16 protein-coding genes are annotated in these 22,184 nt (G+C 37.4%); 9 read left to right on the top strand and 7 right to left on the bottom strand.

Translation table 11 applies throughout. The features are described from left to right. Positions 1-31: 31 nt before the first annotated feature. The 3 genes from AC6CH7_RS06210 to AC6CH7_RS06200 all read left to right on the top strand — a co-directional run bounded on the left by AC6CH7_RS06210 (position 32) and on the right by AC6CH7_RS06200 (position 6,712). Complete coding sequence (locus AC6CH7_RS06210) at positions 32-2,125, top strand: CehA/McbA family metallohydrolase domain-containing protein (RefSeq protein WP_498261861.1); 2,094 nt, start codon at positions 32-34, stop codon at positions 2,123-2,125. A 22-nt stretch (positions 2,126-2,147) separates the two neighbouring features. After that, positions 2,148-4,157 (top strand): beta-L-arabinofuranosidase domain-containing protein, encoded by a 2,010-nt coding sequence (locus AC6CH7_RS06205; protein ID WP_498261860.1) that lies wholly within the window; start codon positions 2,148-2,150, stop codon positions 4,155-4,157. Positions 4,158-4,264: 107 nt separating this feature from the next. Continuing rightward, the gene (locus AC6CH7_RS06200) at positions 4,265-6,712 is read left to right on the top strand and encodes an outer membrane beta-barrel protein (protein ID WP_498261859.1); all 2,448 of its coding nucleotides are present in this window, start codon (positions 4,265-4,267) and stop codon (positions 6,710-6,712) included. Here the strand turns inward: AC6CH7_RS06200 and AC6CH7_RS06195 are convergent, their stop codons facing one another. The 5 genes from AC6CH7_RS06195 to AC6CH7_RS06175 are packed head-to-tail and all read right to left on the bottom strand — an operon-like array spanning position 6,713 to position 13,352. Beyond that, complete coding sequence (locus tag AC6CH7_RS06195; protein ID WP_498261858.1) at positions 6,713-7,120, bottom strand: response regulator; 408 nt, start codon at positions 7,118-7,120, stop codon at positions 6,713-6,715. It lies immediately after the preceding gene. Next, complete coding sequence (locus AC6CH7_RS06190) at positions 7,110-8,189, bottom strand: hybrid sensor histidine kinase/response regulator (RefSeq protein ID WP_498261857.1); 1,080 nt, start codon at positions 8,187-8,189, stop codon at positions 7,110-7,112. Before AC6CH7_RS06190 ends, AC6CH7_RS06195 begins: the two co-directional genes overlap by 11 nt. Positions 8,190-8,205: 16 nt before the next feature. Next, positions 8,206-10,359: a sensor histidine kinase gene (locus tag AC6CH7_RS06185; protein WP_498261856.1), complete on the bottom strand. Its 2,154-nt coding sequence runs from the start codon at positions 10,357-10,359 to the stop codon at positions 8,206-8,208. Then, positions 10,352-11,047 carry a hypothetical protein gene (locus tag AC6CH7_RS06180; protein WP_048906766.1) on the bottom strand — a complete coding sequence of 232 codons (696 nt, stop codon included), beginning with the start codon at positions 11,045-11,047 and terminating at the stop codon, positions 10,352-10,354. The genes AC6CH7_RS06185 and AC6CH7_RS06180 overlap by 8 nt, the downstream gene beginning before the upstream one ends. 7 nt (positions 11,048-11,054) lie before the next feature. Then, positions 11,055-13,352, bottom strand: coding sequence for an Rv1355c family protein (locus tag AC6CH7_RS06175; protein WP_498261855.1), 2,298 nt, complete (start codon positions 13,350-13,352; stop codon positions 11,055-11,057). Between the two features lie 125 nt (positions 13,353-13,477). Here AC6CH7_RS06175 and AC6CH7_RS06170 point away from each other — a divergent pair, with 125 nt between their 5' ends. The 4 genes from AC6CH7_RS06170 (at position 13,478) to AC6CH7_RS06155 (ending at position 17,862) form a co-directional block, all read left to right on the top strand. Further along, a complete protein-coding gene (locus AC6CH7_RS06170) occupies positions 13,478-13,942 on the top strand; it encodes a response regulator (RefSeq protein WP_498262345.1) in 465 nt (154 codons plus the stop codon). Positions 13,943-14,134: 192 nt separating this feature from the next. Further along, positions 14,135-14,605, top strand: a complete 471-nt coding sequence (locus tag AC6CH7_RS06165; RefSeq protein WP_498261854.1) for a response regulator — start codon at positions 14,135-14,137, stop codon at positions 14,603-14,605. Positions 14,606-14,624: 19 nt separating this feature from the next. Next, a complete protein-coding gene (locus AC6CH7_RS06160) occupies positions 14,625-16,844 on the top strand; it encodes a T9SS type B sorting domain-containing protein (protein ID WP_498261853.1) in 2,220 nt (739 codons plus the stop codon). 1 nt (position 16,845) lies between these two features. Continuing rightward, a complete protein-coding gene (locus tag AC6CH7_RS06155; protein WP_498261852.1) occupies positions 16,846-17,862 on the top strand; it encodes a PorP/SprF family type IX secretion system membrane protein in 1,017 nt (338 codons plus the stop codon). A 7-nt stretch (positions 17,863-17,869) separates the two neighbouring features. On the opposite strand, the gene rpoN is transcribed toward AC6CH7_RS06155, so the two are convergent. Continuing rightward, a complete protein-coding gene (gene rpoN / locus AC6CH7_RS06150) occupies positions 17,870-19,342 on the bottom strand; it encodes an RNA polymerase factor sigma-54 (RefSeq protein WP_498261851.1) in 1,473 nt (490 codons plus the stop codon). Between the two features lie 565 nt (positions 19,343-19,907). Between rpoN and mscL the strand changes: the two genes are divergently transcribed. After that, positions 19,908-20,336: a large conductance mechanosensitive channel protein MscL gene (gene mscL, locus AC6CH7_RS06145; RefSeq protein ID WP_498261850.1), complete on the top strand. Its 429-nt coding sequence runs from the start codon at positions 19,908-19,910 to the stop codon at positions 20,334-20,336. Position 20,337: 1 nt separating this feature from the next. Here the strand turns inward: mscL and AC6CH7_RS06140 are convergent, their stop codons facing one another. Next, a complete protein-coding gene (locus AC6CH7_RS06140; protein ID WP_498261849.1) occupies positions 20,338-21,204 on the bottom strand; it encodes a ChaN family lipoprotein in 867 nt (288 codons plus the stop codon). Between the two features lie 198 nt (positions 21,205-21,402). Between AC6CH7_RS06140 and AC6CH7_RS06135 the strand changes: the two genes are divergently transcribed. Continuing rightward, on the top strand, positions 21,403-22,176 hold the full coding sequence (locus AC6CH7_RS06135; protein ID WP_498261848.1) for a LiaF transmembrane domain-containing protein: 774 nt from the start codon (positions 21,403-21,405) through the stop codon (positions 22,174-22,176). Positions 22,177-22,184: the final 8 nt, after the last annotated feature.

The raw sequence follows: 22,184 nt of genomic DNA, 5'->3' as shown, positions 1-22,184 counted from the left end.
TTTGTTTTATAACCATATATAAATTAAGAAGATGCGTAAACAATTAATAACAGTTGTACTCTTTTATTTGTGCAATGTAAGTTTGGGTTTAGCTCAGGTTTCTCATGTAAACACTCAGAAGTTTGACCATAAATCGGGGGTGACTGCAACATACAGTCAAAGTATTTTGAAAATAACCTGGCCTGCAGGGAGTAATAATTACGGGCAGGTTGACCTTAATATGGAGAAGGGAAAGCCGTTGTTTAGTCGCCTGCTTATTGGCGAAGCTAAAAAGGCTAAACTGGTTTCAACAGATCTTGATCCAAGCTTTTTGCTTACCATTGGTAAAAGGGATTTGATATCGCAAAATGGTTGGAATATCTTCTTTGATAAGGTTCCCCAGAAAAAATATAAGACCTACAATATAGAGCTGGAGAAATCGGCTGCGACCGTAAAAACGATAGGCAGCAGGACGGTGGTGACCATTTCTTCGTTAAAAGCTGACCGTTTTTCTGGTGATCTGGAGATTACTTTTTATAACGGGAGTCCGATGTTTAACATCGCGGCAGTGATGGCTACTAAAATTGATTCGACGGCTATTGTATACGATGCGGGTTTAATTAACAGATCGGCAAGCTGGAAAAACATAGCTTGGATAAATACAGGAGACAGTTTGCAGACTGCAAATGCGGTTAATACTGATAGTTCAAAAAACATAGCTGTAAAATACCGCACCATAGCTGCAAAGGGAAAGGAAGGGGTTTTGGCAATATTCCCGGCGCCTCATCAGTACTTTTATCCTTTGGATGAAGCCTTTAACCTGAAATTTACCTGGTATGGAAGCAACTATAGGAAAATGACCGATGGATATGGTATTGGGATTCGTCAGGATTTAGAGGGTGATAGAAGGTTTGTGCCTTGGTTTAATGCGCCACCTGATACCAAACAGCGGTTAAATTTCTTTTGCCTGCTTAGTGCAGCGGATGAAAGCGCTGCGTTTACTGAGGTGAAGAAGTTTACAAATAACGATACCTATGTTAAGCTGCCGGGCTATAAAACAATGTCGAGCCATTTTCATAATGAGTTTATTATGAAAGTAGTATTGGCAAATAAGCCAATTCCTGAAGTTCCTGATTTTGTGAAGGTGTTTAAGAATACAGGAATAGACATTGTGCATTTGGCTGAGTTTCATTATACGGCTCACCCTAAAGGACCGGATGAAACAAGATTGAAAGAATTGGATGCACTTTTTGAACAATGTAAACGACTGTCGGACAATAATCTTCTTTTGTTGCCAGGTGAAGAACCCAACGAGTTTTTTGGTGGTCACTGGTTAGCGCTTTTCCCTAAGCCTGTTTATTGGATCATGTCGCGCAAGAAGGAAGTGCCTTTTACTGAAAATCACCCTAAGTATGGTAAGATATATCATATTGGCGATAAAGATGATATGCTGAAACTGCTTGAGGAGGAGAAGGGACTGGCCTGGACTGCACATGCCCGCACAAAGGGATCTGTTAACGCGCCTGATGTGTACAAGGATGAGGCGTTTTTTAAATCAGATCATTTTATGGGCGCAGCATGGAAGGCGATGCCTGCAGATTTGTCGCAACCAAGACTCGGGAATCGGGTATTGGATTTGATGGACGACATGAACAACTGGAATTTGAAAAAGACGGTGATTACTGAAGCGGATCTTTTTACAATAACACCCGAAAATGAGATGTATGCACACTTAAATGTAAACTACCTCATGATGGATGCTTTGCCTGAGTTTAATAAAGGCTGGCAACCGGTATTGGATGTAATGCAGCAGGGGAAGTTTTTTGCAAGTACAGGAGAGGTGTTAATTCCTGAACTGACTATAAACGGAAAGCGTTCGGGCGAAACAATAGCGCTGGATAAGTCGGGTTTTGCAAATGTTAAGCTTAAACTAAACTGGACCTTTCCAATGAATTTTGTAGAGATCATATCGGGTGATGGCAATAAGGTGTACAGAGAGAAGGTAGATCTTACCAAAACGAAGGCTTTTGGGGCTGAACTGCTGCAGTTTAAAACTAAACTGAGTAACAGAACATGGGTAAGGGTAGAAGCGTGGGATATAGCAGCAAATGGGGCTTTCAGCCAGACTTTTTATATTAAACATTAAACCAAAGCTACAATACACACACATGCGAATTAATAATTTGTTTTATACACTATGTATGGGTGGGGTAACCATGTTAACTGGTTTGGCACTTCATACAAATGCACAGGTTAGTGCCACTCAAAACCCTTATAAAGAATTGCCTTTGGGAGCAATTAAACCACAAGGTTGGTTAAGGGAGATGTTGATCAGACAGAAGGATGGGGCAACAGGCAATCTGGATAAGCTTTATCCGGTTGTGATGAACGAGAGAAACGGATGGCTTGGCGGAGATGGTGATCAGTGGGAGCGAGGACCATATTGGATAGATGGACTTTTACCGCTCGCTTACCTTTTGGATGATAAAGCACTTATTGCTAAGACAAAGCCCTGGGTAGAATGGGCAATTAAAAGTCAGCAGCCCGATGGATATTTTGGCCCAACTAAAGACTATAGTTACGAGCGCGGTATGCAGCGCGATAACAGTAAGGACTGGTGGCCAAAAATGGTAATGCTAAAGGTACTTAAGCAGTACTATTCTGCTACAGACGATAAAAGAGTGATCACGTTGATGACCAATTACTTTAAATATCAGCTAAAAGAACTGCCATCTAAACCGCTGGATCATTGGTCTTTTTGGGCACGTTATCGTGGAGGTGATAACCTTCAGGTGATTTACTGGTTGTATGACATTACCGGCGATAAGTATCTGCTGGATCTTGGAGAATTAGTGCATAAACAGACTTTTGATTATACCAATGCTTTTTTAAATACAGATATGTTATCCACTTTTGGAAGCATCCACTGTGTTAATCTGGCTCAAGGAGTAAAGGAACCTATTATTTTCTATCAGCAGCATCGTGACAATAAGTATCTGGAAGCTGCTGATAAAGGTCTTAAAGACATCCGCATACAAAATGGGGTGGCTCACGGGTTATATGGCGGAGACGAAGACCTGCACGGAAACAATCCAACACAAGGATCGGAACTTTGCAGCGCAGTGGAGATGATGTTTAGTTTGGAAAGTATGCTGGAGATCACCGGTAAAATTAATTATGCAGATCATCTCGAAAAGATTGCGTTTAATGCCTTACCTGCACAGGTGTCGGATGATTTTATGGATCGCCAGTACTATCAGCAGGCAAACCAGGTTATGGTTACCAGACATACCCGTAATTTTAATCAGGATCATAGTGGAACAGATCTGTGCTATGGTTTGCTTACAGGGTATCCATGCTGCACCTCTAATATGCATCAGGGATGGCCAAAGTTTGCACAAAACCTTTGGTACCAGACGGCGGATAAAGGGATTGCTGCTTTAGTATATTCTCCAAGCGAGGTTAAAACCATGGTGGGCAATGGCGTGGAAGTGAATTTTAAAGAGGAAACAAATTATCCTTTTGAGGAGCGGATCAAGTTTACGCTTGGCATGGCTAAAAAGGTAAAATCCGCTACTTTTCCTTTTCATCTTAGGATACCTGAATGGTGCAAAAAAGGATCGGTAAAAATTAATGGGCAGGTATTTAAAGAAGTTGCGGGCAACCAGATCGTTAAAATACAACGTGAATGGAAGTCGGGCGATGTGGTTGAATTGGAATTGCCAATGCACGTTTATAAAAACAGCTGGTATGAAAATTCAGTGTCTGTAGAACGTGGTCCAATTACTTACGCTTTAAAAATGAAGGAAGAAGTAACCCGGGTTAAAAATGATAAAGATCCGATAGAATATGGGAATTATTATGATGAAATAAGGTCATCTTCGCCATGGAACTACGGACTGATTGAAACGCCTGACAACAAACTTGATGAGCAATATAAGGTGGAGAAAACGGGGGTGGTTTCCAATTATCCATGGAACCTTAAGAATTCACCAATTGCGATTAAAACAAAGGGTAAAAGAATTCCTTCGTGGCAGTTGTATAATGAAATGACAGGACCAATTCCGTATAGTTTTGTATATGGCATAGAAACCTCTTTGGAAGAAGAAATTACGCTGGTGCCTTATGGTTGTACCAGTTTGAGGATTTCGCAGTTTCCAATGGTTCAGAGGAAGTAGTGTTAAACAGTGTTAAAACCACCGTTAAACATTGTTAAAAAACATTTTCTGGTTGTTCAATAATTTACCTTCGGCAGCATAACGATCTTAAATCAATATCTGCTCTTATGAAAAGAACAATTAGAAAATGTTTTTTTTTAATCCTTTCCTCACCATTGTTTATCTCTGCCGCGTATGCTCAAAACGATGGAAAAATCAGAGGTAGGGTAACCGATACTGCCAGCAAACCTATAGCATATACTGTGGTTAGCCTTTTAAACGCTGATTCGACAGTAGTTAAAGGGTCTTTAACTACAGAAAACGGAGAATTTACCTTCCTTAATATTCCCTATGGCAGGTATTTGATAGTAGCAGAGGCCATGGGTTATAAAAAATCAGTTAGTGATCCAGTTGCTATTAGTCAGGCCCATAAAGATCATCTAATTGAAAGTAGATTGCTTTTTGCTGATGCACTACAATTAAATACAGTTAGTATCATCGCTGAAAAACCGTTGATTGAGAGGAAGAGTGATAAAGTTATTTTGAACGTTGCCAATAGCATACTGGCGGCAGGGAATTCGGCTCTTGATATACTTTCCAAAGCTCCAGGGGTAACGGTTGATAACGAGGGAAACATAAGCTTAAAGGGTAAAAGAGGGGTAAGCATAATGATAAATGGAAAACTCACTTATTTGTCTTCCGAACAGCTAATCGCATTATTGAGATCAACCACTGGTAACTCGATTGAAAGCATAGAGATGATGAGTAATCCCTCTGCTAGATATGATGCATCGGGAGGTGCGGGTATTATTAATATTAAACTTAAAAAGAATCAGGGTGATGGCACAAATGGTGCAATTACCACTGGTGGCGGTTATGGTAAATATTATAAGTATAATGGTGGCCTGATGCTTAATCACCGTGTAGATAAGCTAAATGTATTTGGAGATTATAACTACTCAGAAAATAAGGATTTTCAGGATCTAAATGTTAAAAGAAGTAATACAGCGGGAGTGGAGCAAACCTTTTTCGATCAAAAAGGCAGAGAAGTTTATCTTCATAGAGACAATAGCTATCGAGCAGGGATAGATTATTACTTAAATGACAAAAGTGTATTGGGTTTTTCGATGAATGGTTCGTTTAAGAACATTAATATAACAAGCGAAAATACAACCTTAATGGGGAGTAAGATTTTTACTCAGGATTCTTCTGTTGTGGCCATTAACCCCGGCAAGAGCAGGTATGCTGACCAGGCTTATAATCTTAATTACAAGATCAGAATAGATACTGTAGGACAAGAGTTAAACGCTGATGTAGATTATGTTCATTTTTACAGTAATAATAAGACCATCTACAACAATTATTTTTATAGTGCTTCAGGTAATTTACTTAAAGCGCCACTGATTTATAGAAATGCTACTCCCTCTAATGTTAACATTCTTGTGGGTAAAGTGGATTATACACTTCCTTTAGCTTCTAAACTGAAACTGGAGATGGGGGTTAAAAGCAGTTACGTACGAACTGATAATGATTTTCAGTTTGAAAACCTGAAGAATAATATATGGAATAACGATACATCTAGAAGTAATAAGTTCATTTATAAAGAGCAGATTAGTGCTGCTTACGCCAATATACACAAGGAATATAAGTCTACAACCATTCAGGTGGGTTTAAGAGCTGAGTTTACCCATTCGGAAGGTAATTCGTTAACAACGAAATCGGTGGTAAAAAGAAACTATCTGGATTTATTTCCCAGTATCTTTATCAATCAGACACTTAGCCCCGATCATGAAATCGGTGTTTCCTATAGCAGGAGAATAGATAGGCCAGATTACCAATCATTAAACCCTTTCCTGTACTTTTCTGATCTGTACACGTATAATCAGGGGAATCCTTTACTAAATCCGCAGTATACAAATGCGTTTGAGTTTTCTTACGGCTACAAAAAGATTGTAAATGCAACAATTGGATATAGTGCAACTCGTGATGTGATTACAACCACTTTACTTACCGACAGCATAAAGAAGACGTTGCTTATAAAAGATCAGAATCTGGCAAGCGAAAGTACTTTTAATCTAAATGTTAGTGCCCCGTTAACAATTACCAAATGGTGGAATACAACTAATGAAGTGACTCTGTATCATACTGATTATAGTACCCCGGAATTAATGGGAGTGCCTTTTAAAAGTAGTAAACTTACCTGGTTGGCAAACATTACGCAAAGTTTTCAGTTGGACCCTACACTTAGTGCTGAACTTACGGCAAGTTATCAGTCGGCACAGATTTATGGAACTTATAAAGTAAGGCCTATATATGGTATTGACCTGGGGTTTAGCAAGTCCTTTGCAGACAATAAAATCAACCTAAAGCTTGCAGCTACAGATATTTTTAATCAGCGTAAGGCAAATATTAGCAGTGCAATAGCCCAGCAAGATTATAAGGTTTATCAAAAGCCTGAAACCAGAGTATTCAGATTGACTTTTACCTATAATTTTGGGAGTAAACTGATAAAGGCTGCGAGAGAACGAGCAAATGGTTCATCCGCAGAACAAAACAGGGTGAAATCGGGGAATTAATCAGACGAGATATTTTTGTAACAGCTTTTCCAATTCATGAGGAAAGAGGGGCTTCTTTAAAAGCTTAATCACATATGGATTTGCCTCAGCCTTTTTAATGTCACCAAAATCCAGAGTGGATGAAAGTATTGCGATTAAGCATTTATCTTTTACAACTGCCGGGAATTTCTTATAGATTTCTAAAAATTCAAATCCGTCCATCTCGGGCATTTGTATGTCCAGCAAAATAAAATCGGGTAGATTTGCTACATCGTCGATATGTTTGTTTAGGTAAGACAGGCCCTCTTCACCAGAGTGACATAGAATAGTCTCATCAAACAATTTAGAGATTGAAATGATTTTTGAGTTTATTTTAAGATCCACCTCATTATCATCCACCAGCATTACTTTTTTGTACTTACTTAACATTCGGGATTGTAATTTTAAAAGTTGTTCCTTCTGCAGTATTTGAACTTACAGATATCTTTCCATTAATCTTGTTGAGCGCTTCTTTAACAATAAATAAACCTAAACCACTACCATGATTGATCTTGCTTTTAAAGAATTGTGTAAAAATCTTTTCCAGATGCTCATTTAATATGCCCATCCCATTATCAGCAATAGTAATTTCTACTGCAGTCAGGCTGACATTAACATTGATATCTACTTTTTTATTCTTCTCATCTTCTTTTTGATATTTGATAGCATTAGATATCAGATTACCCAATATCACTTCTATTCTGAAAACGTCTCCATAAAAAGGAATATCCTGTTTAATATTTACATGGAAATGGGTGTCTCTATCACTATAGGAATAAAGTTCAATCAGTTCATTTATAAGGGTTGAAAAATTTACAGGTGTATGTTTGGCAACGGTTTTATTGTTTTTATAATATTGCAGTGTTTTTTGAATATAGTAATCCAGTTTATTAGAACAGGTTTCAATTAAGCCCCAGTATTCGCCACTAGAATTAAAAAGGCCTTCCATTTTTACCAGGTTCACTATACCCATTGCCGAAACAAGAGGAGCTCTTAATTCATGAGAAATGCTATAGATGAACCTATTTAGTTCATCATTGGTTTTCTCTAACTCGATAATTTTATTTCTTAAGTCTATTTTGGCTTTATAAGCGTCGTAAGCATTCTTTATGGAATTATGAAGTTCCAAATCATTCCAGGGCTTGGTGATGTATCTGTAAATGTCGCCATGATTAATAGCATCTGCCAATGCTTCTATATCAGTATAACCAGTAAGTAAGATCCTTATCGGGTCCGGATAAGTTTCAATAATGCTTTTGAAAAATTCCACACCTGTAGTTTGCGGCATCTTTTGATCCGCTATAATTACGTGAACAGAAACATTTTCCAATATGGTTAAACCCTCGGCAGCTGAAAGAGCAGTATAGATCTCATATTGTCTTCTAAAGCCAGCTTTAAAAGCGTGCAAATTGTTTTCTTCGTCATCAATATAAAGAACCCGTACTGTTGGCGCATTCATAAATAAAGTGTTAATTTCAGTTTACAGGCAAGGTAATAATAAATTCGGTACCTTGATTCACTTTTGTTACAACTTCAATATTTCCATGATGATTTTCTATGATCCTAAAAACTATAGAGAGACCTAGCCCTGTTCCTTCGCCAACATCTTTGGTAGTAAAGAATGGCTCAAATATTTTTTGTCTAACTTCCTCTGGCATGCCCGTCCCAGTATCCTTTATGCTGATTTTTACCTGATTACCATCCTGCCAAGATCTTACTGTCAGAATGCCAGGTTCATCTTTGGCGTCTTTGATTTTAATGGCATGTATGGCATTGGAGATCAGATTCATGAAAACCTGGTTGATTTTTCCAGGCAGACATTCCACTTTGGGAATATCTCCAAAATCTTTTATTACTTTAAGATGATCAGGGAATGTATTTTTTACAAGAACAAGGGTAGAAGCAAGGCCTTCATTCAGGTCAACAGGCTTGGTGTCATTTTCATCAAGTCTGCTAAAGTTCTTTAAGCTTTTTATAATTTCAGCAGTTCTCTTAGCACCTTCAGAAATTCCTGACAGTAGGGATTTGATCTCATCCCTTACAAAATCTATATCAATTTGTTTTTTAAACGAATCAATTTTAGCGAGCTGGGGCGCAAGTTCTTCATTGAAGTCCAGTTTCTCGTACATCATGATTAAACTGTCCATGTCAAGAATATCCAATTCCAGAGGTTTGATATTCGAGGTAACGAAGTTAATCGGATTGTTAATCTCATGGGCTATGCCGGCTGTAAGCTGACCTAGACCGGCCATTTTTTCTGAGTCTACCAGCTGACTTTGTGCTTCTTTTAAGTCGCTTAAAGTAATCTCAAGGGTTTGGTAAGATTCCTGTAATTCAAGTGTTCGTTCATTCACCTTTTTCTCCAATTCGATATTTTGTTGTAATATCAATTGCTCATTTTCAAGCGATATGCGAAGGGCTTCGGCCTGTGAGTCTTCTTTCTCCTTTTTAAAGATATTGATCTTGTCTGCAAGCGCAAAGGATAGTAAGATCACTTCAAGCGCGGAGCCAAAAGGCATCATGTTGTAGGTGATCGTATTGTAAGGTAAAATATTGTAGTCTTTAAGCACAAAAATACAAAGGCCGAACAAGAACATGCTCCACGCAATCAGAAAGAATTTCGCCGGGCGATAGCCTTTTCTGTAAATCAAGACTGCATTTAAAAGCATAAACAATGCTACCGTCATGGCTGCTATTTGGAGCAGCTGGTAAGACACGTTCATGTTTCCCAGAAACATCTGAATAAATGCGATGAAGTACAGCAGATAGAAAATTTTTGAGAATTTATGGAGGTTTGGAAGGATTTCCTTGGTGTGGAGGAATTTCTTCATAAACTCCAATCCTGTTAAAGCAGCTAGTGGTGTCAGTATGTAAACGGCATGGAACGAGATCCATACATTGTTTGGCCATAGATACTTAAAAGGGAAGCCCTGAAAATTTGCCTGAAGCAAACCAATAAATAAAATATTGATGATATAATATAGGTAAGTACTATCCTTTGTCGAGATATATAGGAACAAATTATAAGTGAACATGACCACCAGTACCCCGGCAAAAATACCAAATATCAAAAATGAATCTGCATTCTTGGCAGTAATGATCTTACTTTCACACAGTGTGGTTGGAACCTGAAGCTGTTCATATCCACTTATTTTAAGATAGATAGTAGTGATTTTTCCGGGCTCTAGACGAAACTTGAAAGTGCTGAAAGGATTGTCAAATGTTCTTTTGTAATAGGGGCGTCTATCACCTATAAATTCTTTGTAGACAACGTTATTCTGGTCATCCAATTGATAAAAATTAACGTAATCTATAGTAGGTAAAGGAATTTGAAGAATGAGATGAGGGTCGTCTGTATTATTTTGTACTTTGAACTTTAGCCAATAACTGAAGTTGCTTATGCCTAAATTAGGCACATCAGAGTCTGCAGCTTTAAACTTTTTGCTGTTTAATACAGCCTTAAGGTTAAGTTTGTTGCTCGAATCGGTAAGCAAAAACATTTGTTTGCCAAAATTGCTTAACGTCTCATCATTATGTAGTTTAATGACTTCCTGACTAGCCGCAGGTAATGCTATTGAGCAGGGAATTAGCAAGGCAAAGAATAACCTTAATAAAAAAGATCTAATCATAGACAGGTATTAATAACTGATAATCTATATCTATCTCACCCTTTGGCCCCTGCTCGATTGTATGTTGTATTGGATTATTTCTCAAATCAAATATTCGATCTCTATCATACTCATCTGCCGTTTCCAAAGTTTCAGCATTCATCTTTCTCAATACTCTTGCAATATAATCGTCTTTTGGATAAAAAAACTCACCATTATTACCAATTCCATTTTCAACTATAAAACCAACTCTTCTTACCATGGGCATGGTATAGTCTCCGCAGATGGTAAATAATGATCCAAGTCTGATTTGATTTACAATTGCAATACCTGCTCTTACAAGCAAAAGGCTGATGCCGATGCCCGCAACACTCTTTGCGTTCCACAAACCGCAGAGTTCACCTGTGCCATCGTCAAAGTATTCGTTGATGACGTGTGCTACTTTGGGATCCATGTATCCTACAGCTTTTTCAACAGGGAGGGGATGAATCCCGTCTGCAATATGAACCCTTACTCCTCCAACAACGTTTCCTTCTTCATCCTCCGCAACTATACCATGTACACTTGGTAAATCCATCCACAGTCTGTTATTTGTTGTAATGTTAGTGATACCATAATCTCTCAATACCTGAACATGCCCGTCTAGATACCTCTCGCAAGTGTCAAGATCTTTAATTGCCGTAAAAGATCGAAATGTAAATTTTCTCATATTGTGTCTAGGAAAACTTTAAAATATCTTCCAGTGGTCTTTTTAATGATCTAGAAGATGCTTCGTCAGCGTAAGACAACCTGAACATGAAAATTCCACAACTGTTTCCCAAAGCAGGAAATATTTTCCGCAGGTCGTATTGTAGAGATTCGAGCTCTTTGGCCATATTAGCCGTCATGCCAGCACCATTAGTCTGATTAAACCTATCAAATACAAACAACGTGCCGCTGATAGGCTGAAACGAGAGACCGTTTAAATTAGCAGTGATCCATGCTCTTTGAAGGGCTTCGCCACCTTTCACAAAACTCTTCGGATTATACTCCGGCATACTAATCAATCCGATGGCAGACGAAGAAGCAACCCCTCCTTTAGATATTTTTTCAAAAGCGCTTCCACCTCCCCATTTGTTTAATAAGGTAATTACTTCGGGTTTAGAAGCAACCATCATTCCGGTCCTGTCACTTTCAGACAATTCCAGTGTGGCAATGTCGATTCCTTCAATTATCGGTGATCCATCTGCAGAAGGCCATTTGATCTCTTTCGTAAACAAGTCATGGTGGCCCTGGGGATGCAAAAATCTCAATCTTTCTACTGATGCTACAATATTTGCTATTTCGTTAATGGATTCTCGATCTTCTACAAGATCCAGATGTGCTTTTGGTTCATCAACGCTTACATTCTTACTTATTTTGGCAGTAACAGTGGCATCAATAGGCTGCTGATCTCCCTTTTTTCTATTGGTTAGCCTTAAACCTACCCCAGCAATCAACTCATTGCGATAGGTTTGTTCCTCTGCTTTACTAAATCCAAATGCTGCGATTAATTTGCTTTCACTTCCTGCTGGAAACAAATTGGTTGTTGTTTCCAAACCAAGACTGGCAGCTTTTATTTTTAAATTTTCAATAGCCGCTCCGAGTGAAATGTAAGAAGCTGTGTTCTGAAAGTCCATCCATGAAATCGATTGGTTTTCATCATGGAACAGGAACAGTTGTCCTTTATGATATAAAAACTTCCACGGCTGGCTATTGCCTCCAGAGGGAGCAAGTCCTGCTGCTGCAGCTAATTCTTTTACCTGCTCATCCGTGAGTGTTAGTTTTGAATGAATTTCAGTAGCTATCGTAGCTACTGCTTTTTGCATTTCATCTAATTTTAACTCTGGAGCAGAATAATCTATCACCTTATAGAAATCGTCTTCAGGTTTTACTTTATCGCTAATGATTTCTTCAAGGTCTACAAAATACCTTCCCGAATCATTGTACTGTCCCAATGCAATCCTTCTGCAAACATCAGCACCTAAAGCACCACCTAAAGCCACCGCCGAGGCTAATTGTGGCCAGGTAGTGATAGATTGTCCGACTTCAACCATAGAAGCTTTTAGTCTATCTGATGACGTCTCTAGGCCCACCATAGGAAGGAGGTAGGGGATCTTCTCTTCGTTGGTTTTTAAATATTTGATTTTCGTGTGATCGAGATGGTCTATTAATCCGTGTAATATAGCCCTGTCTGGTTCAAGGTCAAACCTTTCTACATCCAGTGTGCCTTTATCGCTAGCGTCCATTACAACGGGAACCCGAAGCGCTTTTGCCTTATGTCTTAGTAAAATTTTAATGTCCAGTCCATCGCACTCATCTACAATCACATCTAGTTTTCCACCTTCCAAAAAGAAACGGTCCATATTCTCTTCCGTCATCCCATCTTCAAAAAGTGTAACTTTCAAAAATGGATCTATTTCTTTAATTTCTCTGGCTACAATCACCACCTTAGGTAAGCCCAGGTTGTGTACGCCAGTTCTGATTCTGTTGAGGTTTGTCAGTTCCAATAAATCAAAATCCGCCAATCTGATCTCTCCAAAACCACGTTCCATAGCCATAGTTATCGATACTGATTGGCCTACAGAAAGACCAACAACCCCTACTTTTTGCCGGCCTAAAATATCCCTTTCTTCTCTGGTGATCTTGTAAATGTTGCGGCTGGTTCGCATTTCGATAAATTCTTCTTTATCCAGCAAATGCACTAAGCGCTCAGACCATGGGTAATATACCCATACCCCATATTCCTGCATAGATAGATCACCGATATGAAGTTTTTTTAATTTATTTAATTCCTCTTCACTAGGTTTCTTCTTGGGTAATTTAGACTTTATTAAATCATCCAACTGAGTGTCAATTTGATCATGTATGGAGATGTGCGGCTTCTTTTTAAGCAATTCCTCAAGCCTATTTTTGTCATTTTCCAAATAAATTCGAAAAAATAAAGGCTCTGTAGTCATAGTGTCTTCCACTGAGTTGTTCTCTAATAATAGCATCGTAATAATAGATAAAAAATATGCCCTCAATTATTTATTTCAATAAATACAAAAATAGTATATTTGCTAAATATTTAACTATCTTAAGTAGGAGTTTAAACAATTTAGCATGGTTTTTTAGTTTTATGGATAGGCAAATAATAAGCGTATTGTATGTTGATGATGAAATACATAATTTAAACGCCTTTAAAGCTTCTTTTAGAAGACTTTTTAACGTTCATACAGCAGAGTCCGCTGCTGAGGCAGTGCAAATATTGAAACAAGAACATGTTAATATCATACTTACGGATCAGCGCATGCCTGTTACTACAGGTATAGAGTTCTTAGAATCAATCATTGATGAATATCCTGATCCAATTAGAATACTTCTTACTGGATACGCAGATATAAATGCAGTTATTGATGCAATCAATAAAGGACAGGTTTATTTATATATTGCTAAACCATGGCAAGAAGAAGAACTCCGATTAGCTTTAGAAAAAGCTTTTGAAGTATTTTCTTTAAGGGAGAGAAATAAAGAATTAAATGAGGAACTACTACTTGTCAATGAGCAACTAGAGTTTATGTTGAGACAGAAGTTATTGTCTTAAGCATAGCTTTTGAGACTCCAAAGAAGGTTTAAATAGTTCAGTTTGATCTGTCTGAAAAATCACGAGCCTAGAGTTTAAGTCAAACAATTATTTAGAATAATTAAAAGTTCTATTAGAAAATAACTTTTAAGCTAAAAAACTTCATTAAAACTTATAATATCAATATATTTAACAAAAAACATTTCAGAGATTATGAGCAGCAGTGCTTCAATAAACGTTTTGTATGTAGATGATGAACTTCACAACCTAAATTCTTTTAAAGCCGGGTTTAGAAGGTTATTTAATGTTTTTACTGCTGAGTCTGCTTTAGAAGGGAGAAAAATTCTTGAGGCAGAGAATATTCATGTTATTATTACAGACCAAAGAATGCCAGTTATGACTGGTATCGAATTTTTGGAATCCATTATACCTGATTTTCCCGACCCGATAAGAATTCTCTTGACAGGGTACGCAGATATAAATGCCGTTATAGATGCAATAAATAGGGGGCAGGTTTATAAATATATTCAAAAACCATGGATGGATGAAGATCTGAGGATTAATATAGAAAAGGCCTTTGAAATATATTCTTTAAGAAAAGAGAATAGGGAACTTACCCAGCAACTGATATTAGCAAATAAGCAATTAGAATTTTTGCTAAGGCAAAATAATTTATTGCCTTAAATCTAAGAGACAATCAACTATGAGAATCTGGAGAATAACTTTACTAACATTAATTCATCTCTCCTTTTTCTTAAGTATTCAGGCACAAAATATATCCAATGAAGGCACTGACTTTTGGTCAGTATTTCCTACCCATGATCCTGCATTTTATCTGGAACTACCAAAGCTCGCCAACAATACCATTTATGTGTCTTCAAAAAATAATTCAGAAGTAACAGTGACCTGTGGAGCTTGGAGTCAAACTAAGGAGATTATGGCCAACATTGTTGAACCTTTTCTTATTCCACGAGCTGATGCATACATCGATTTAAACGACATAAATACCATTAAAGTTCAAAGGGGGATACACATAAAGGTCAAGGATGGAATGCCCAAAGTAGCTGTATATTCACATATTTATGCAGGTAGACGTTCTTCCGCATCTCTAATCCTTCCAACGGAAGCACTTGGGCAACAGTATTTTTCAATGAATTATACTCAAAATGGCAACATAAAAGATGGGGCAGGCAGAAATTATTTAGCGATTGTCGCAACTGAGCCAAATACAAAAATAATAATACATGCCAGAGGGGGGGATAGACCAGTCTCGTTTACCAATGCAGGAGAGGTCTATGAATATATGCCACCTGATCAGCAGGATTTGACCGGTACAGTTGTTGAAATAGATCCACGCTCTCAAGACAATTGTAATAAACGATTTGCTGTTTTCTCTGGAAATACTTCAGTTTCTATTGGTAGGGGAGATCCTGACAAAGACTCCAGAGATCCGCTATATCAGCAATTATACCCACCAAGCAGCTGGGGTAAAAACTATGCGGTGGTTCCATTTAAAGATAGAAAATTCTTGTTAAGGATATTAGCGCAGGAAAATAATACTCAGGTAGACTTTAATGGAGGTACATTTACACTGAACAAAGGGCAATTTTACGAGAGCCCCTCGCCTCTAATGGAATCATTGTTCATTAAGGCAAATAAGAAGATTAGTGTTGCACAATATTCTTTAAGTCAAATCTGGTCATCTGCAACAAATCTTGAGATGTTAAGCGATCCCGATATGGTACTGCTAAATCCAATAGAGTTTAACATTAAGGCAATCACGCTTTTCTCCTCCACAAAAGAGCGCATCTCTGAGCGCTATATTAACGTGAGTATGAGAACCTCAGCCACATCAACTTTTAAAATTGACGGAGCCACTCCAGAAAATGGCACCTGGTCAGTAATATCATCTAATCCGGAATATTCAGGCATACAGATAAGAATTAATAATATAAGTTCAACACTAACCGCTAACGATGGCTTTAACGCTATTGCTTATGGTTTTGGCGAGAAAGAATCTTATTCGTATTCTGCCGGAACAAATCTAGCTGCCGACAATTACCTTTTGATTCATAATCAGCTAACCAATACAGATTCAAAAAATGCATGCGTTGGTCAAAAATCAAATTTTAAAATTGTCTTACCCTATAAGGCATTAAACATAAAGTGGAATTTAGAGGGAGATCCTCAGGCAGATTATACACCAGAACCTCAAATAATACCTACTCCAGATGGTCCTTCCTATGCATATTTATACAACAAGGATTTCATATTTGATGAGTTGGGTAAATTGAGAATGCAGGTCACAGCCGTAAGACCAAATGAAAATAATTGTTTAAGTGCTGAAATTGAATATGATTTTGACTTTGATGTAAACCCCGTTCCTACGCCCATTGTAAGTACGGATGCAGAAGGGTTTGTGGATTCCTTAATTACCTTTACAGACCGAAGCTATTCTAACTTAGAAGATAAGCCCCTCAATAAGTGGTTGTGGGATTTTGGAGATGGCCACGTATCAACAGAACAGAATCCAACTCATATATATCAGAAAACGGGTAATTTTGCGGTTAGGTTTGCCACCGGAAGAGACGAGGGGTGTATGTCTGATGTTATTACAAAAATGATACGTATCAAGGTCTATATAGATTATTCGAAAGATATACACCCGCCAAATGCCTTTAGTCCTAATGATGATCAAATAAATGATGTCTGGGAAATCAATGCCATTGAGGAATGCCCTGAAGCTACAGTGGAGGTATTTACCCGTTATGGAGCACGTGTTTTTTTTAGCAAAGGTTACTACACTGTACCTTTCGATGGGAAGTACAAAGGTGAAGCCTTACCTGTTGGAACTTATTATTATATTATCGATCCAAACGATGGCAGAAAAAGGGCAACTGGAGCTTTAACATTATTGAAATAACGTGAGAAAAAATATATACATCATTCTGGCACTTGTGTTACTAAATATTGCTGCATTGGCTCAGCAAAGGCCTCAATATACCCAGTATATTTTTAATAATTACCTGTTAAATCCTGCCATTAGTGGCATTGAAAACTATACAGACATAAAAGTTGGTTATAGAAAACAGTGGGTTGGTATAAATGATGCGCCACAAACTTCATTTGTTTCAGCAAACTGGAAGCTCGGCGATGATTATTTATGGAGAAATCCACTATCATTGCCTGATAAGGGAGACAACCCGATGAGCAGAAATTATATGCAAAACTACACTGCTTCTCCTTCACATCATGGGATGGGAATAATCGCCGTGTTGGATGAGGTTGGACCGATATCGAGATTAGATGCCAATATTACTTATGCTTATCACCTGCAGATGGCCAATCAGTTAAACCTTTCAGTAGGTGTTGCTGCAGGATTAACCAGGATAGGGTTTGATTCGAGCTCATTGCAGTTTCATGAAGGTGAGATAGAACCTGCGACGAGGAATGCTATTGAAAGTCAGATTAAGCCTGATTTGGGTCTTGGAATTTGGTTATACGGAGCCCGGTTTTTTGCAGGTGCATCAGTGCAGCAAATCTTATCTCAGAAATTAAAATTTGTCAATGATCCTGGATTTAATCTTGGGAAGGAGGTACCTCACTTTTTTATTACAACCGGGTATAGATTTTTTGTCTCTGAGGAGATATCAGCAACTCCTTCAGTGATGTTCAAAAAGGTGAGTCCTACGCCGGTATCAATAGATGTCAATATGAAATTGTCCTTTAAAGACCGATTTTGGATAGGGGGAAGTTATCGTAAAGATGATTCGTTCGCAGCATTAGCTGGAGTGAATATTAGCAAACTGATTAACCTTACCTATTCTTACGATTTTGTAACTTCAGATCTGAATCGTGTTACAAATGGAAGTCACGAAATAGTTTTAGGATTCCAGCTCAACAATGTGTACGAAGTGTTTAGCACTACAAAAATGTGGTAATGCAATATTAAAGCTCTTTTCTAAGGCGGGCCACGGGAATATTCATTTGCTCCCTATACTTGGCAACAGTTCTGCGGGCAATATTGTATCCCCTGTCTTTTAATATTTCCGTTAACTTTTCATCTGCCAGCGGTTTACGTTTATCCTCGTTGCCGATACAATCTTCAAGGATTTTCTTGACCTCTTTATTTGAAACCTCTTCGCCGCTTTCTGTTTGTATGGCTTCAGAAAAGAACGATTTCAATAGAAAAGTACCAAATTCGGTTTGAACATATTTAGAATTGGCAACCCTCGAAACCGTTGAGATATCCATGTCTATTTTATCTGCAATATCTTTTAATATCATTGGACGCATTTTACGCTCATCTCCTGTCAGCAGATATTCATATTGATACTGCATAATGGCATTCATAGTTTTAAGCAAGGTCTGTTGCCTTTGTTTAATGGCATCAATAAACCATTTTGCGGAGTCCAGTTTTTGTTTTACAAACTGAACAGCTTCTTTCATTTTTTTATCTTTTTGAGCTGCTTTGTCATAATGATCAAACATATCAATGTAAGAGCGGCTAACTCTTAATTCTGGCGCATTCTTTGAATTGAGTGTAAGTATTAAAACACCATCATTGTTTGATACATGAAAATCAGGGATTACCTGTAATTGTTTTGTCGTTACCTGATTAGAATCGCCAGGTTTAGGGTTGAGCCTTAATATTTCAGCAATAATTTCCTTAAGGTCTTCACTGCTTAAACCCAAGGATTTTTCAAGTTTATCGTAATGTTTTTTTGTAAACTCGTCTAGATAATTCTCAACAATTTCAATAGCCTTTAAAATAATTGGGTTATTAGGGTCTTTTCGTCTTAATTGAAGTGTTAAACACTCCTGCAGATCTCTGGCGGCAATACCAGGAGGATCAAATGCCTGAATAACCTTAAGCATTTCAAGAACATCTTCTTCCTCAACCATTACATTTTGAGAAAATGCAAGGTCGTCAATCATAGATGTAATCGGGCGGCGTAAATAACCGTCATCATCTAAGCTACCTATAATTTGTTTGCCAATAATAAAGTCCTGATCCGAAAGAGGAACAAGATCTAATTGTTCCTGCAAGCTTTCAAAAAAAGTACTTTCAATTGCAATTGGAGTTTCTTTTTTTTCTTCGTCATCGTCATTGTTGTTGTACGATGTACTGTAATCATTTACACTATCATCCTGCAAATAATCATCTACATTAAATTCATCAACACTTTCTTCCTTTGGTCCAGCTTCAAAATCATCTGGTGTATCATTTAAATCATCATACTCACTTTTAGGCTCTTCTGCAATCATCAAACTTGGGTCTTCCAATGCAGGATTTTCTTCCAATTCTTCTTTAATGCGTGTATCTAAAGCAACGGTTGGTACCTGCAGCAATTTTATAAATTGAATTTGCTGAGGCGATAATTTTTGAAGGAGTTTTTGTTGTAAATGTTGTTTAAGCATAGAGTAAGTGGCCCGGTAATTAATATACCTGCTTCAAAAATACGCATTTCGTTTATATAATAGCAATTGCCACAATTATATTATAGAAAATACCTGATAAACAGAGCGAAATATATCAATCGTTTTCAGTGAAATGTTTCATCCATCATTACACTTAAACAATCTGTAATTGATAATTGAAACTTTGTATCGGTTCAAGCGGACCCATGGTGGATGTCTGTCATAGGGGTGCCAATAACAGGTTAAATTTAGGTTAAAAAATGGCTTGGTCTGGATGGAGAGCACTGAAAAAGTCCTTTACAAAAATGTGGCAGCTCATAAATCATGAATTGCCCCGTTTTCTTTAAGTTGTAAGAAGTTTTTTTAGCTAAAGTTTTCTGTAGCCGGCTCTGAGAGTGTCAAAATCAATTATTTCATAATTTTATTTCTCTCGTTTATTTTCGAGCCACTTTTTTAGTGCCCTACTTGGGCGGTCTTTTTTTTGAATTTCTTCAAAAAAAAATCTTTGATATGAATGTTTAATTTTCTATTTTTAGTTAAAACATAACTAAACTACTATATTATTATGGGATTTGTAAAAGAATTTAAAGAGTTTGCCATCAAAGGCAGCGTAATGGATTTGGCTGTCGGTGTAATTATCGGTGGCGCTTTTGGTAAGATCATAGACAGTGTTGTTAATGATCTTATTATGCCGTTAATTTCAGCAATAGTTGGTTCGGTTGATTTTAGTAATATGTATGTAGTACTAAAAGGAAGCGTTACTGAAGGATTGGCACTTGTAGATGCAAGAAAAGTTCCTGGAGCTGTTGTTTTTGCCTACGGTAATTTCATTACAGTAGCTATTAATTTCCTATTACTTGCTTTAGCCGTATTTATGCTTGTAAAAGGCATTAATTCTATGAAACGCAAACAAGAGGCAGTTGCCGCTGCTCCTGCAGGGCCTACTAAAGAAGAGGCTCTACTTACTGAAATCAGAGATCTACTTAAAAAGTAAATTAAAAGCTCTTTTTGACACCTGGGTCGGTTATAATAATATAATCACCCAGGTGTTTGTATTTTTCCCAATCTGGATTATTATAATCTGTCGAAGGGAAGCATGAGAGATTCGAAATGATAAGTTTCTTTGAAGTATCTTTTAATTTTGCAAACGCACCCAGCCCTTCATCACTATGAAAGCGACCATTAAGCTGAAGTATCTTTGTGCCCTTGTGTTTCTTTATGTATCTGGCAATTGACCAGGCCATTGTAGCATCCCAAAAATTTTGAGTCTGATATATTTTTATGCTACCCATATTATGGCCACCAAGTTCCTTTGTAAATTTATTGTAATAGCTTCCGGTTGCAGTGTCTATGGGTAATGGAGGTAAATAAGATCTCGATTCCTTCGGTAAGGTATTTAGCACATCTAATCCTGATTTACTAACCATATTGCTATATCTTGCAGCTCCATTTGCTCCAATTACGTCTATTTTATTGGCTTTTGCATACTCAATAAGAGGTCTGTAATCCTTATAGTTGTTCCATGCTCTTGCTTCTTTAGTGAAGTTTTTTTCAGAGATATAACCACCCAAATATTCATTTATAACCGGCTGTACATCGGTATGAAACATCTCCATAGAAAGGGCAGTTTTGGGATATGCAATATGTATCTGTTTAAGAATTTCAAGTTCCAATGTATGCCCTACTGAATCATTATGCTCTTCCCCAAAAAATAACACATCTATCTTGTTTAAGTCCTTGACCAATTCATTTATAGAGATGGCTTTTCGGTTTTTAACATCATAAATTTTATATTGTTGGGAAGTTTGAGCTATACTAAATAAAGGTAGGCATAAGCAAATAATAGTAAAGAGATGTTTCATGTCCTAAAAGTAAGGGATATTTTCACCGATTAAAAATACACGTTTACCGATCTTTAGCGCAGATATGAATCATTCATGTTGGCTAATGGGTTCCTTCTATATACATTTGATCCACAACTATTACATTAAAAGTTAAATAGAGCATAAAATTCATAAAGATTGTAATAGACTTTACTGAATTATATAAAATATAAGGAAATGGAAAAATTTACAAACAACAACAGTTCTAGCAGATTATGGAGTGGGTTGATAATATTGGGAGTAGGCCTGGTGTTTTTTTTAAGAAATTTTGGTGTCGATATCCCTCATTGGGTTATCAGCTGGCATACCCTGTTGATTGTAATAGGTTTGCTGGTTGGCTATAAGAGGAATTTCAATGGTGGCGGGTGGTTGATAATGGTGTTGGTAGGAGGATTCTTTACGCTTGAAGACATTGGAGAATTTGACTTGTCCAAATACTATTTCGCTATTGCATTTATTATTCTTGGTTTGTATATGATTTTTAAACCCAAAAGAACCGAATGGGATAAAGAGAGATGGCGAAAAAGATGGAATAAAAAACACCCGCGTTTCAGAAACTTTGATGGATCTGTAAATACAGACGAGCCAAAAGAATACAGCGATATGAATAAAGATGATATTCTTGATTCTGTGAATGTGTTTGGGGGCAGCCATCAAAATGTATACTCAAAGAATTTTAAAGGAGGAGATGTGATTGCCATTTTTGGTGGCTCGGACATTAACTTAACGCAAGCAGATTTTGAAGGCACAATAATTCTGGAGGTGGTTGCAATATTTGGAGGATTAAAGATCGTGATTCCACCAAGTTGGGAAGTGAAATCTGAGGTTACTGCCATTTTTGGTGGTATGGATGACAAGCGTGCAATGGGTCAGGTGATAGACGGACCAAGGAAAATAATAATTATTAAGGGGGTGGCATTATTTGGCGGGGTGGACATTAGAAACTTTTAAAACCCTAT

The sequence above is a fragment of the Pedobacter sp. GQ55 genome, from assembly GCF_059758925.1.
Note: the sequence above shows the minus strand (reverse complement) of the source record. Positions and strands in the feature narration are given on the sequence as shown.

Excerpts from the sequence above, each read along its gene's own strand:
- AC6CH7_RS06160 (WP_498261853.1), top strand. The coding sequence starts at position 14,625 with ATGAGAATCTGGAGAATAACTTTACTAACATTAATTCATCTCTCCTTT.
- AC6CH7_RS06165 (WP_498261854.1), top strand. The coding sequence starts at position 14,135 with ATGAGCAGCAGTGCTTCAATAAACGTTTTGTATGTAGATGATGAACTT.
- AC6CH7_RS06200 (WP_498261859.1), top strand. The coding sequence starts at position 4,265 with ATGAAAAGAACAATTAGAAAATGTTTTTTTTTAATCCTTTCCTCACCA.
- AC6CH7_RS06135 (WP_498261848.1), top strand. The coding sequence starts at position 21,403 with ATGGAAAAATTTACAAACAACAACAGTTCTAGCAGATTATGGAGTGGG.
- mscL (WP_498261850.1), top strand. The coding sequence starts at position 19,908 with ATGGGATTTGTAAAAGAATTTAAAGAGTTTGCCATCAAAGGCAGCGTA.
- rpoN (WP_498261851.1), bottom strand. The coding sequence starts at position 19,342 with ATGCTTAAACAACATTTACAACAAAAACTCCTTCAAAAATTATCGCCT.
- AC6CH7_RS06210 (WP_498261861.1), top strand. The coding sequence starts at position 32 with ATGCGTAAACAATTAATAACAGTTGTACTCTTTTATTTGTGCAATGTA.
- AC6CH7_RS06140 (WP_498261849.1), bottom strand. The coding sequence starts at position 21,204 with ATGAAACATCTCTTTACTATTATTTGCTTATGCCTACCTTTATTTAGT.
- AC6CH7_RS06195 (WP_498261858.1), bottom strand. The coding sequence starts at position 7,120 with ATGTTAAGTAAGTACAAAAAAGTAATGCTGGTGGATGATAATGAGGTG.
- AC6CH7_RS06175 (WP_498261855.1), bottom strand. The coding sequence starts at position 13,352 with ATGCTATTATTAGAGAACAACTCAGTGGAAGACACTATGACTACAGAG.
- AC6CH7_RS06190 (WP_498261857.1), bottom strand. The coding sequence starts at position 8,189 with ATGAATGCGCCAACAGTACGGGTTCTTTATATTGATGACGAAGAAAAC.
- AC6CH7_RS06205 (WP_498261860.1), top strand. The coding sequence starts at position 2,148 with ATGCGAATTAATAATTTGTTTTATACACTATGTATGGGTGGGGTAACC.
- AC6CH7_RS06170 (WP_498262345.1), top strand. The coding sequence starts at position 13,478 with ATGGATAGGCAAATAATAAGCGTATTGTATGTTGATGATGAAATACAT.
- AC6CH7_RS06185 (WP_498261856.1), bottom strand. The coding sequence starts at position 10,359 with ATGATTAGATCTTTTTTATTAAGGTTATTCTTTGCCTTGCTAATTCCC.
- AC6CH7_RS06180 (WP_048906766.1), bottom strand. The coding sequence starts at position 11,047 with ATGAGAAAATTTACATTTCGATCTTTTACGGCAATTAAAGATCTTGAC.